Below are 12626 nucleotides of genomic sequence, written 5' to 3'. Positions count from 1 at the left end.
GTTCGACAGGCAACGAAATAAAACTCGGAAAACCTTGCTATAGCTGTATCTCAAGCAGCTATTTGATCAACAAGGCTTAAAAAAAGTATAAACATCATTTTTTCCAATAATTTAATTAAAACAATACAATAAATGAAAAGTTAGGTGTGGCCTTTTGAGGGAGAATGAACCATGAGGTCATGAGCCAACTATAATCAACGCTCACTTGATAAAAGCAAGGAGCGCAACAATGAAAAAGTTACAAGAAAAGACCAGTCGGTGGTTAAAAGAGATACACTCAGGTTCAACCCCTGTGGCATTTACAGAGTCATTATTTCATAACCCGATGGCGGCTCTCGATGCCTCTACAACACAAAACCCCGCAAATGCTTTTCCTACACTAAGTTATGAAAAAGCGGCCAATGAAGCAAGTACACCTGGAACTGCACCAATCAGTGTTTATGACGGATTACAAACCAGTGTTAATATGTGCCGAACTAAAGCACAATTTGATCCCCTCGACCCTAATGGTAATGGTGATTTAAAACATTTCTTAGGCTTTACAAACCTAGTTTCTCAAGTGCCATTTTTAACTTTAGAATGGTCTGAAAGTAAGCAGATAAAACAAAAGAGTCATAATGCTAATGAATTAATTGATTCATTTGTCGATGGCTTTAGAGGTATCTTAGAACACGATAAGGAATCCATTATTCAATCGGTGCAAAACCTAGTTAAAGCGGCATTATCTTATTCTGAGCAAACAGAAAAGCAATCTAACTTCTCACAAAATATCCTTCAAGATGGTGAGGGTAAAGTCAATTTTTTCTTATATACAAGCACATTTGAAATATCTCAAACATCTAGCAAAGGAACCATTACATTCCATGCAGAATATACCCTTAATCAAGCTGGCTATAGTTTAGAAGCATCAACATGGGAAAGAATTAAAGATCAATTTGAGAATATTGAAAAAACGACAGTTGATGACTGGCTTAATGACATGACGACGCAACCTAAAGAAGGCAGTACAGTTAGGGCCTTATGTCTTGAAGAGCCTAAATCACAGGGTGCTCACACTAGAACTTAAATAATAACTTTTTTCTTTTAACCTTTAGTGTCCTTAATCACATACTGTTTAAGGGCCTTTCTTTTCTCGTGATTTTTTATCAAAACGAACTCAGTGAGTCATTGTGAGTGTGACAAAGGCTCTAGTAGGATGATGTGTTTAAGCTTACCAGCTGCCCGTATTACCCATTGATTGCCAAGGTTCACAGGCTGGCAGCGCATTACCTTTTTGCAGCAGTTCAATGGAAATCCCATCTGGTGATTGAATAAAGGCCATATGGCCATCTCGCGGAGGGCGGTTAATGGTGACGCCATTATCAAGTAATGTTTGACAAGTTTCAAAGATATTGTCGACACAAAAAGCCAGATGGCCAAAGTTACGTCCGCTGCTATAGCTTTCACTCTTATTTTCACTATTATTCCCATTGCTATTGTCACTGTGCCAGTTATAGGTCAATTCAATCAAGGGGGCTTGAGTGCTTGTTGCTTGTTCTCTATCATCAGGTGCAGCCAGAAAGACCAGTGTAAAACGGCCTTGTTCATTATCTACTCTGCGCACTTCAATTAATCCTAATTGATCACAATAAAAGGCCAGTGATTGCGTTAAGTCTTTAACACGCACCATAGTGTGTAAATATCGCATATTGACTCCACTGAATAGGTTGGGCGATTTCATTTGTCCTTTAGGTTAACATTTTTATATTGCTTGCTGTTAAATCAATAGGAATAAAATACCTCAGCATTATGTTGTTACAATTTTGTTAATTAAAATCCAGTTGTGTGTGAGAGGATATGACTGAGGATATCACCAAAAAAGGAATATTATGAGGATCATAACAAAGAGCCAGTTAACGGCAATATTAAAGCGCGGGTTAATCGTTGGTTTGGGGTTGAGTTTATTCACGCCATTGGTGTTGGCGGCGAAAATGGAAGATACACAAAAAAAGCAGTTAGTCGACAATTTGCGAGAGCAGCTTTCGAGCCAATATGTGATGCACGAAGCGGTACCTGCCATTCTCAAATCACTTGATACCTTACAAATGACGGCATCATTTAATGGGGCCAGTGAGCCTGAAGACATTGCGATTCAGCTGAAAACGACGTTACAGGCATATGATCCGCATTTTTCCTTATGGTGGAGCGACTCGAATAATAAAACGGATAAGCCCACTTATGAAGATTGGTTTGTTAAGCTTGCGAGAAAAAATTCAGGCTTTAATCGTGTTGAAATTCTTGAGGGGAACGTGGGCTATATTGATTTATGGGGAATGGACAATATTTACCCTGAGTCAAGAACGCGAGCCGAGGCGGTGATGTCACTGATAAGCGATACCGATGCGATTATTTTTGATGTGAGAAATAATGGCGGTGGCAGTGTCGATATGGTGCGTTTTCTCAGTAGTTATTTATTTGCTGAAAAAGTGCACTTAAATGATATTTACTGGAAGCAAACAGACAGTACGGCTGAGTATTGGACTTTCGATGATATCAAGGGGGATAAACACATTAATACGCCTGTCTATGTCATTATCGATGAAGACACGTTTTCTGCTGCCGAAGAGTTTGCTTATAATCTGCAAGTGCTCAAACGGGCCACCTTGATCGGTGAAACCAGTAAGGGTGGAGCGAATCCTTGGCAACGCTTTGATCTCGGTGATGGTTTTATTGCGGCTATTCCTATCGCGAAAGCCGTTAATCCTGTAACGCATAAGAACTGGGAAGGCGTGGGGGTCGTGCCCGATATTAAAGCGGATAAACAGGCAGCTTTAGATGTGGCGTATAAAATCGCATTACAAGCAATACAAAAAAAGAGTGTGTCTGTGGAGCAACAAAAAGAAATTGCCAGCTTATTGAGTGAACAGCTGCAATAATCGCCATGGTGTATGAGGGAGCAGCTTTTTATTTGATGCCTTTATTTTACTTAAAGTTTATTATGATAACGATATAATGCGACGCTTCGTATATACCAATAAAAATGAAACGTTAATCTTGTTACTTATAGTGTTCAGCCTATTGATAAATAAGTCGTTGTCATTGCTAGCTCACGTTTGACAATGTCGCTTATAATTGACTAGGCTCATAACCTCATACCATTGTCATGCTCATATTTTCATATCATCTAAATGTTCATCTTCGCCCATGTCACGAATATCATCTATAAAGATATGCACCTCTTGAATTTTGCCTAAGGGAAGTGCAGGTGTGGGTCCCTGATAGGTGATCGTAAATTCAATGGTATGCTCATCGATCCATTTTGCCCTGTTCAATATAACGACGAACGTTGAGTTCTGCTCGTGATCGCCTTGTTGAGCTTTATCATAGACGAGCGCTGCATTGGGAGGAGTCAGAAAAGGCTTGTTTAAAGTGGGTGATAAAGGCGTTTGTGGTAATGAGCCTAGTTTCTCTGTAAGGCCTATCTGTAAATAAAATAGTATGGTCATTGAAGTGAGTTAAGGTGAGCCGGTACTCATTTTCTGTTTGAGTGGGCGTCAATTTCCCTTCATTAGCATTGAGTACGGCTAACCAGTTTTTATGTTGCTCTATTTTGAGTTTTTTATTAAATCCTGGCTGGTTTTCGGCATGACTGCTTGTCGGTACGAGTAGAGCTAGACTGGCAGTTAATAAGAGAACTGAGGCTGTTGTCATGGTTTGCTCCTTTTATCTTTGTGGGTAAAATCCGTAATTGGCAAAGTATCGTTCCTTGCTTTTTTTACCGTAATTATCTGTCAGTTCTTCGCCTGCATTGACATCTTTGAGCAGGGTAAAATACACACCTTTTTCATCACTGCTCCAATGGCAGCTGGGATCCTCATTATGATTCATCATCTCCATAATGGGGATCATGGCAGCTTGTTTCTCCCCGAACCTTTCTACCGTGAAACAACGGGTGTTGATCAGCGTTCGAGTTTTTATATAGGCCATTAAGTGAGCATTGGGGATGGTTTGTAATATAGGTAACAAGCGTTCATAGGATTGAGTTAAAAATCGCCAACGCTTCTTGAGGATAGATAAAATGCGTGTGTTGGTGATCTGTGCTAAGTCGCTTTCAGTAAAAAAAAGAGGATGCTGGCTGAGATCCTGAGGCAATGAATTGTAATAAGCTTGCCAGTGACACTGCGCTTGAGTGGCCTGACAAAGCATAAATAGGGCGATCAGCTCATGATCTGATAAGGTGTCTATTTCACCTTGAAGTAATCCATTAATTTCATTCGATTCTCTAACTTGCTCTGTGTGTATGATGCAATGCCAAGGTATATTAGCTAACACTTGGCCTTTCTTTAATGGGTGAATGGCAAATAAGCCTCTAATGCCCAATGCGTTAACGGCTATTTCTACCTTTGCGATTTGCATATGATGTTGCTGAGCCCAATTAAATAATGCATGGTCATAGGTTGAAGAGGAGCTAACAGCAGTGGTATTGGCTTGGACCATATTAAGGCAGAATGTTGAAAGGCTCTGCATTAATTAATGATTGAGTTTTGACAAAATGCAAGAAAAAGAAGGTAAGCGCTGCCATTGGCTTACGTTTAATACCTGCAGAGTATGAGGGAGTAGAGTTTTTATACCAATTCCATTATATAAGTGATCTTTCAGCGGGAATTCAACATGCTGTAGGCAAGGTCGTTAATTGCTCCTGCATTAACAGACAGTCCCACCATCCATGGTGGTCGCAGATGATTGAAGCTAATAGTTGTTCTCGGCTTGGGTTCAAACGTCGCCCTACCTCCTTCATCCATGAAGTCGTATATCGAAAGCAGCTAACGTAGCATAAAGTATGTTGAAACCCGCACAAAGTGAGCTTCTCAGACATTCCACTTCAGCGTTGCATTCATTTGAAAGGGAACCACCATTACAGCATAAATGCGCCTCAAATTGTCGCTCAACTGATCGCTCTGAGGCTATCATTTTATATTGATTTAGCTATATTAAGTGTAGTGAAAGTTTTTCCCCTAAAGTTAAGGCTTCAAAATGACCTTTTTTGTTGCTTTGAGTTTATGGTGACTGAATGAGAATAATAAGTTGGTCGTTTTTGTTTTTATCAAAGAAAATTGAGGCAAGGTGATGTGAAAGGACTTTGCTTCCTAAGGAAAGCGTCAATGGTCTTAACAAATAAAGACAGCTATTACTTTCATACCAGTGATGGCGTTAAATTGCATTATCTGGATAAAGGTGAAGGTGAGGCTATTGTGATGTTGCCTGGCTGGTCTCAGTCTGTGGAACAGTATCATCATCAAATGGCATTTTTCAGTCAGCATTATCGAACGATTGCACTGGATATGAGAGGGCATGGGCATTCAGAAATCGCAGAATATGGCTATAAAGTCTATCGATTAGCGAAAGACGTGGACGAGCTATTAATGCATCTATCGTTAGATAATGTGGTGTTGTTAGGCCATGATTTAGGCTCTGCGGTGATCTTGTGTTATTGGGATTTATTTGGAGCAAGTAAAATCAATAAACTTGTTTTGATTGAAAGAGTGGCTGCTTTGGTCTGCAACCCCGAATGGAGCCCACAGCAAATTGCCGACTATGGTCCTTTAGTGGATCCTGATTCTGCAATGCAAATTTACAATACTGTGTATGGCAATAAAGGCAATAATTATAAGGCCATGTTATTGAATCATGAAATTTCCAACAAAATGTCAGAGAAAGAAAAACAATGGTTGATTAAAAATAGCTATCATTTTCCGGGAAAATACGCAGCTGAGCTGCTCTATAATCATTTCCATCAAGATTGGCGAGATGTCATTTTACGTATTACTGTGCCAACATTGATTGTCGCGGGGCGAGCGAGTCCCACCTCAGTGAGTTCTCAAGAGTGGATACATAAGCAAATTAAAGGGTCTAAATTGGCCATTTTTGAGGAAGAAGAAGGTGGAAAGCACTTTATGTTTATTGAGGGAGCCGATAAGTTTAATCGGTTAGTGGATGAATTTATAAAAGCGGATTAACCGTATCGTCAATAAAAAACAAAAGCAGCCATACTGAATGGGCTGCTTATTGATTTAGCGATTAAACGGCAACGTCATCAAACAAATGTATGCCTGTCATAGTCGATATTTCTTCAATATATTGACGTATGATTGTTGGAAACTTAATACCTTTAATCACAGTGAGGTTTCTCAATGTTGGGAAAATATTGATATCATCATAGCTAATGCGATCGTTTCGCTCTGATGGCAAGATCAGCCAGTCAATCTTTTTAAGTTGTGAATCTAGTTGGCTTAAGTATTCAGCCGTATTGTGATAAGCCATTTCAAAATCCATTCCCAGTGTCTGGGTTTTCTTCCCTGTAAACCAATCTCTTGCCTCATCACACTGAAATTCTGGAAGGGGGATTTTTAGCCAACGAGGGTACATTAAGGCAGAGCATAATTGTTTTGTTTTTGTGAGCCATTCATCAATCACAGTCTGCAAACACGCAGCGTCAAGCATAGGTTTACCGCTGACGCCATCAAGGTAGTTGACTATGTCTAAGCTTTCGGCCATATAGCTACCATCGGTTTTTTGTAAAATCGGCACTAAATTAGCGCCGACTTTTTCAATGCGAGCTTGAACGTCATGATTTTGCAAAAAGACATATTCAACATCCAATTGCTGGTAACCCACTATCATCATAGCTTTAACGCAATAAGGACAATGATCAAAGAGAAAGAGTTTCATATTGAAAGGCCAATAGAGAGAGTCATGACCTTATTTTACGTGGTTTAGTTTTAAAAAGCACCGCTAGAGGGGAGTATAATGGGCTAATGTTTAGCCCATTATACTATTTTTAAACGAGATGAGAGTTTTAAACGAGATGAGAGCGTGTGGTTATCGACTCACACAGAGATTATCGATAAGGCGAGTGGTGCCCATTTTGGCGGCCACGAGAATGACTAATTCAGTATCCTCATCTGTTGCTGGGTAAAGGTTTGTGGCATTGCGCACTTCGACATACTCAGGCTCAAAACCTGCATCGATTAACGTCTGTTGATGCCTAAAAGTGACTTCCTTGAGGTGGTGGCCTTGTTTAATATCCTCAGACATGGCATCCATCACTTGTTTAATGCTGGCGGCTTGCTGTTTTTCAGTGGGCGTTAGATAACCATTACGAGAACTCATGGCGAGGCCAGACTCTTCACGCATGGTTTCTACACCAATAATTTCAATGGGTAAGGATAAATCTTCAACCATAGTTTTAATGACTAACAGTTGTTGAAAGTCCTTTTTACCAAAAAAAGCGAAATCAGGCTGAATAATATTAAAGAACTTACAGACCACAGTCGCCACACCTCGAAAGTGTCCTGGTCGGCCTGCACCACACAGGGTTTCTGATATTTTAGGCACTTCGACGTAGGTTTGTGCTTCCATGCCATTGGGATACACAGTGGCTGCATTTGGGGCGAAAAGTAAAGCGGTACCTGCCTTAGTTAATGCCTGCTGATCGGCGGCTAAGGTTCTTGGGTAGCTGTCTAGATCTTCATTTTTGCCAAATTGCATGGGATTGACAAAAATGGAGGCCACAACATGATCGGCTTTTTTAGCGGCAGCTTCGACTAAGCTCACGTGGCCTTGATGTAAATTACCCATTGTCATGACTAAAGCAACGGTTTCGCCTTTTTGTCGCCAAGCTTTAATTTGCGCTCTCACTTCATTTACAGTGTGAACAGTGATCATAACGGCTTGATCCTATCTAATATCATTTATGGTTAATGTAACTTGCTTATGCAATTACCCAATATCATTAACTAATATCATTAACTAAAAGTATGCTCAGGGCTAGGAAAAGTGCCTTGTGCGACTTCGTCAATGTAAGCACGAATGGCGCTGCGAATTTCGCCTGTTTGCTTGAGGTAGTTTTTAGAAAAACGAGGGATATAACCGCTTGAGATCCCAAGTACATCGTGCATGACTAAAATCTGACCATCAGTATCATTACCCGCACCTATACCAATAACGGGTATAGTGAGTGTTTCTGTGATGGTTTTGGCTAACGTGGCAGGAATACATTCAACAACCAGTAATTGCGCGCCAGCGGCTTCTAATGCTTTGGCTTCATCAAGAATACGCTGAGCATTATCGGCATCACGGCCTTGTACTTTAAAGCCGCCAAAAACATGAACGGACTGCGGGGTTAAACCCAGATGAGCACAAACAGGAATGCCGCGCTCTGTTAATTTGGTGACAGTTTCCAGTAACCAACGGCCGCCTTCCACTTTGACCATGTTGGCGCCGGCTTTCATTAAGGTGCTGGCATTCATCATGGCTTCTTCAGGAGTGGCATAACTCATAAAAGGCATGTCGGCAATCAGTAACGCGCGTTCTATCCCTCTGCGAACGCAGCGAGTATGGTAGGCAATATCTTCAACCGAGACAGGTAAGGTATCGGAATGTCCTTGAAGCACCATTCCCATGGAATCACCCACTAAGAGCACATCAATGCCTTCGCTGTCGAAAGCACTGGCAAAGCTGGCATCGTAGGCCGTTAATGCAGTGAATTTCTTGCCTTCTTGCTTAAACTTTAATAAGGTCGAACCCGTAATTTTTGACATAATGATTATTTAAACCTAATGAATATTGCGTTATTGCGCCAAGGCGCGCCTTGGCATTTCAATGACACTTAATTCTTGTTCAATTGCTGATGTGATAAATCTTTTTAATGGTGTACCACAAGGTAAAATCAGTGTTGGCGCCAGCTCAAACAGGGGTATTAAGACAAAGCTTCTTAGTGTCATTCCTATGTGGGGAATGGTTAACCTTGGGCTTGAAATTTGCTCATCACCATAGAGAATAATATCCAAATCTAAGGTTCTTGGCCCCCAGTGCTGCAGTCTTACCCGTCCTTGATTGTGTTCAATGGCTTGTAACGCATCAAGTAAGGCAATAGGTGATAAGTGCGTATGAAAACACGCCACCGCATTGACAAAATCAGGTTGCACGACTTCACCCATGGGCTTTGAACGATAATAAGATGACACGTTAAAATCAGATTCAGACAGTAAAGACAAGGCTTGACAGGCTGTGTCTAATTGCGCCTTTGGATCGGCTAAATTGGCGCCTAATGCCACATAAACTAAGGTCATGTGCTTGGTGTATCTTGATGATTAGTGGGTTTACGACGGCGCCCTTGATTAGAGCGACGTCGGCGCGGTGATTGTTTATTGGCCGAACGCGCAATGACAGTACGTTGTTCTTCACTGCCTTCGACAAAGCTTTTCCACCAAGCCGCTTGCTTGGCAATCGCGCCGCCTTCAGCCCCTGCGCGCAATAATAGTAGATCATAAGCGGCTCTGAATTTAGGGTGCTCCATAAATTTAAAGGCGCGTGTGCCTCGATTGCGCTCAAACCTGAGTTGTAGCTGCCAAATATCTTTGGTGATGCTACTAAAGCGTCTTGGAATACTAATAGATCGGCATTGCTGCTCCATGATATCACCCATAGCGGCGTAATAGGCATCATAAGTGCTTAAGCCACTTTCAAGTGCGATATCATCAGCTCGTTGGCTGAGAGGATACCAAAGTAAGGCGGCATAGAAGAAAGCGGGTGTGACAGGCTTTTCTTCTTTAATGCGTTGATCCGTATTTTTCATCACTTGATCTATGAGCGTTGAGATGGGGGCTTGTTTGTCTTCATTTAGCTGTGCATCAATCAGTGGAAACAAAGGACTAAATAAACCTAACTCACGCATCATATTATAATTCTGTTGAGCTTTACCCGATAAGAACATTTTAAGCACTTCTTCATACATACGTGCAGCAGGAATGCCTTTTAATAAAGCCGCTAAACCGGGAATAGGTTTGGCGGCTCTTGCATCGATTTGCATGTCCAACTTAGTGGCAAAACGTACAGCACGTAACATGCGCACCGGATCTTCACGGTAACGGGTTTGTGGATCGCCAATTAACCTTAAAGTGCGAGAAGCGAGATCTTCTAAGCCACCGCCATAACTGCGAATGCTAAAGTCACTGATATCGTAGTACAAGGCATTGACGGTAAAGTCGCGTCTCTCGGCATCCTCATCAATTGTGCCATAGACATTGTCACGTAGTAGGCGTCCTGAGGCATTCTTTTTAGACACTTTTTCGCCGCTATCAACATGATGGCCCCTTAAGGTTGCCACTTCAATGACATCACGCCCAAAGACAATATGGGCTAAACGAAAACGTCGTCCCACAAGGCGACAATTGCGAAATAAACGTTTGATTTCTTCGGGAGTGGCATTGGTGACTACATCAAAATCTTTGGGGGCAAGTCCCAATAAAATATCTCTGACTCCGCCGCCAACTAAGTAGGCTTTATAGCCGGATTTATGTAGCCTATACAGAACCTTAAGAGCATTTTCGCTAATTTGTCTGCGAGAAATACTATGGTCTTTTCTCGGCACAACATCCAGCCTAAGCCCTTCAGTTTTGGCTTCTTCTGTGCTTGTTTTGTCTTCAAATAGCTGCTTGCAGAATTGACTAATACGGCGAAAAATGGGACACCTCTGATTTGAATTGTCACTAAGATTAAAAATTGAGGGGCATATGATACCTCAAAAATGATAGATCCCCAAGCCAACTGAATTCATGAGCAGATTGCGGTATTAAATATGGGAAAACTCACTGATTAAAATAAAAAAATATCTATTTGTGTGGGGATCGAGTTGGGGCTGGTTTATGGGAGTCGTTGGGGGGACTGATGAGTGTTTTTGAACGCTGTGAAACTGAGTTAATCCAAGCGTATTTCTGTTTGTGTGGGAATGGCGTTGGGATCAATTTATGGGAGTCGCTGGGTTGACTGTTAGGATCCTAAGAGTATTTCTGTTTGTGTGGGGATCGAGTTGGGACTGGTTTATGGGAGTCGCTGGGTTGACTGTTAGGATCCTAAGAGTATTTCTGTTTGTGTGGGAATGGCGTTGGGATTAATTTATGGGAGTCATGTGGGGGCGACTGTTAGGAGCTTATGAGTTAATCCAAGCGTATTTCTGTTTGTGTGGGAATCGAGTTGGGACTGGTTTATGGGAGTCGCTGGGGGGGCTGTTAGGAGCTTATGAGTATTTCTGTTTGTCTGGGGATGGTGTTGGGAACAATTTATGGGAGTAGCTGGGGGACTGTTAGGAGCTTATGAGTATTTCTGTTTGTGTGGGAATGGCGTTGGGATCAAATTGAGCGGTAGCTTGAGCCAGCATGATGCGTGTATCGGTCTCAATGGTGACACTTTTTTGCCCTAAAAAGGCTAAGGCCTGATTAATACTGTGTTGGGGTTTCAAAATATCAATGGCAGTGGCATGATTTTGCTTTGATAACTTTTTTCCTTTTTCTTCACAGGCCAGAGGTAAATGGAGCCACTTTGGATGCGGTTTATTCAGTAAGTCAAATAAGCTCATTTGTCGACCTGTGGGCAGAAGTAAATCACTGCCTCTGACCACTTCCGTTATTTGCTGAAAGGCATCGTCAATGACCACGGCTAATTGATAAGCATATAAACCATCGCTGCGTTTAATGATAAAATCTTCTTCAGCAAAATCCGCTGGAATAGGAATAGCGCCCTTAATTTGATCTTGAAACTGAGTAATGGCAATGGGATTGCGAATGCGAATGGCTCCCGATGATTTTGTTGCTTGCCCACAACGGCCATCATAAATTCCTCCCATGGTTTTAATCTCTTTACGGGAGCACTGGCAAAAATAAGCTTGATGCTTGTCAAGCAGGGTTTCTATGATGGCTTGATAATGCTCCACTCGCTGGCTTTGATACAGCACGCTTTCATCCCATTCAAAGCCAAAGGCTTCTAAGCTAAGCAAAATGCGATCTGCAGCCCCTAACTGTTCTCGGGGAGGGTCAATATTCTCCATGCGCACAAGCCATTGGCCCTGTAAAGAACGGGCGCGTAAATAGCTGCCTAAGGCCGCCACTAAGGAGCCAAAATGCAAAGGGCCTGAGGGTGAGGGGGCGAATCGACCTCGATAAACAATGGGGGAAATGGGCATAAAAAGGTCAAGTCAAGTGCTGTGCAGTCAAAATGAAATGAGCGAAGACATATAATTATCTTCGCTCATAAGCCAGTAAGATTAACCGGCTAGTTGTTTTTCTTTAATTTCAGCCAAGGTTTTACAATCAATGCATTGATCGGCTGTTGGGCGAGCCTCTAAACGGCGAACACCAATCTCGATACCACAAGAATCACAGAAACCGAAATCATCTTCTTCAATTTTTTGAAGGGTTTTTTCAATTTTCTTAATCAGTCTACGCTCTCTGTCACGAGCACGTAATTCAAGACTAAACTCTTCTTCTTGGGCTGCACGGTCGACAGGATCTGGGAAATTGGCCGCTTCATCTTGCATATGGTTGAGGGTACGATCGACCTCCTCTCGCAGTTGTCCGCGCCATGCTTCAAGGATCACCTTGAAATGGCTTAACTGCTCTGAATTCATGTATTCCTCACCCGGTTTTTCTTGGTAAGGATCGACTCCTGCTATAGCGAGTACGCCAAGTTTTTTGTTGCCTTCAGGCATAACGCATCTCCTGTTAATCGTTTGCGTTCTGGGTGTCTATAATTAATGGCCGCTATCTATACCAGAATACATAAGTATAATCAAATAATTTATTTTTATTTTA

General features: G+C 41.8%; 14 protein-coding genes. 3 read left to right on the top strand and 11 right to left on the bottom strand.

Annotated features, from left to right (window positions below):
* Positions 1–229 precede the first annotated feature (229 nt).
* The gene (locus Q0791_RS08660; protein ID WP_299004908.1) at positions 230–1066 is read left to right on the top strand and encodes a hypothetical protein; all 837 of its coding nucleotides are present in this window, start codon (positions 230–232) and stop codon (positions 1064–1066) included.
* A gap of 144 nt (positions 1067–1210) precedes the next feature.
* Here Q0791_RS08660 and Q0791_RS08655 read toward each other — a convergent pair whose 3' ends face one another.
* Positions 1211–1687: a lactoylglutathione lyase gene (locus Q0791_RS08655; protein ID WP_299004906.1), complete on the bottom strand. Its 477-nt coding sequence runs from the start codon at positions 1685–1687 to the stop codon at positions 1211–1213.
* 181 nt (positions 1688–1868) lie between these two features.
* Here Q0791_RS08655 and Q0791_RS08650 point away from each other — a divergent pair, with 181 nt between their 5' ends.
* Positions 1869–2915 (top strand): S41 family peptidase, encoded by a 1047-nt coding sequence (locus Q0791_RS08650; RefSeq protein ID WP_299004903.1) that lies wholly within the window; start codon positions 1869–1871, stop codon positions 2913–2915.
* Between the two features lie 231 nt (positions 2916–3146).
* On the opposite strand, the gene Q0791_RS08645 is transcribed toward Q0791_RS08650, so the two are convergent.
* From Q0791_RS08645 to Q0791_RS08635, 3 genes are read right to left on the bottom strand one after another with little or no spacing between them, the layout of a single operon-like run.
* A complete protein-coding gene (locus Q0791_RS08645) occupies positions 3147–3311 on the bottom strand; it encodes a hypothetical protein (protein WP_299004900.1) in 165 nt (54 codons plus the stop codon).
* Positions 3312–3360: 49 nt separating this feature from the next.
* On the bottom strand, positions 3361–3690 hold the full coding sequence (locus Q0791_RS08640) for a hypothetical protein (protein ID WP_299004897.1): 330 nt from the start codon (positions 3688–3690) through the stop codon (positions 3361–3363).
* Positions 3691–3702: 12 nt separating this feature from the next.
* Positions 3703–4476 carry an SET domain-containing protein gene (locus tag Q0791_RS08635; protein WP_299004895.1) on the bottom strand — a complete coding sequence of 258 codons (774 nt, stop codon included), beginning with the start codon at positions 4474–4476 and terminating at the stop codon, positions 3703–3705.
* Between the two features lie 665 nt (positions 4477–5141).
* Between Q0791_RS08635 and Q0791_RS08630 the strand changes: the two genes are divergently transcribed.
* A complete protein-coding gene (locus tag Q0791_RS08630; RefSeq protein WP_299004893.1) occupies positions 5142–5996 on the top strand; it encodes an alpha/beta hydrolase in 855 nt (284 codons plus the stop codon).
* Positions 5997–6057: 61 nt separating this feature from the next.
* Here the strand turns inward: Q0791_RS08630 and grxB are convergent, their stop codons facing one another.
* From grxB to dksA, 7 genes are all read right to left on the bottom strand, one after another.
* Positions 6058–6708, bottom strand: a complete 651-nt coding sequence (grxB, locus tag Q0791_RS08625) for a glutaredoxin 2 (protein WP_299004890.1) — start codon at positions 6706–6708, stop codon at positions 6058–6060.
* Between the two features lie 150 nt (positions 6709–6858).
* Positions 6859–7704: a pantoate--beta-alanine ligase gene (gene panC / locus Q0791_RS08620; protein ID WP_299004887.1), complete on the bottom strand. Its 846-nt coding sequence runs from the start codon at positions 7702–7704 to the stop codon at positions 6859–6861.
* Positions 7705–7784: 80 nt separating this feature from the next.
* Positions 7785–8579 carry a 3-methyl-2-oxobutanoate hydroxymethyltransferase gene (gene panB, locus Q0791_RS08615; protein WP_299004884.1) on the bottom strand — a complete coding sequence of 265 codons (795 nt, stop codon included), beginning with the start codon at positions 8577–8579 and terminating at the stop codon, positions 7785–7787.
* A 30-nt stretch (positions 8580–8609) separates the two neighbouring features.
* A complete protein-coding gene (folK, locus tag Q0791_RS08610) occupies positions 8610–9110 on the bottom strand; it encodes a 2-amino-4-hydroxy-6-hydroxymethyldihydropteridine diphosphokinase (RefSeq protein ID WP_299004881.1) in 501 nt (166 codons plus the stop codon).
* Complete coding sequence (gene pcnB / locus Q0791_RS08605) at positions 9107–10558, bottom strand: polynucleotide adenylyltransferase PcnB (protein WP_299004911.1); 1452 nt, start codon at positions 10556–10558, stop codon at positions 9107–9109. Before pcnB ends, folK begins: the two co-directional genes overlap by 4 nt.
* Positions 10559–11122: 564 nt before the next feature.
* Positions 11123–11998 carry a tRNA glutamyl-Q(34) synthetase GluQRS gene (gene gluQRS, locus Q0791_RS08600; RefSeq protein ID WP_299004880.1) on the bottom strand — a complete coding sequence of 292 codons (876 nt, stop codon included), beginning with the start codon at positions 11996–11998 and terminating at the stop codon, positions 11123–11125.
* Positions 11999–12079: 81 nt separating this feature from the next.
* Positions 12080–12523 (bottom strand): RNA polymerase-binding protein DksA, encoded by a 444-nt coding sequence (gene dksA, locus Q0791_RS08595; protein WP_248938269.1) that lies wholly within the window; start codon positions 12521–12523, stop codon positions 12080–12082.
* Between the last annotated feature and the right edge of the window lie 103 nt (positions 12524–12626).

Origin of the sequence: uncultured Shewanella sp. (assembly GCF_947495455.1) — a bacterium.
Lineage (GTDB): Bacteria > Pseudomonadota > Gammaproteobacteria > Enterobacterales > Shewanellaceae > Shewanella.
The sequence above is the reverse complement of the archived record's forward strand: the minus strand, read 5'-3'. Positions and strand labels throughout refer to the sequence as shown.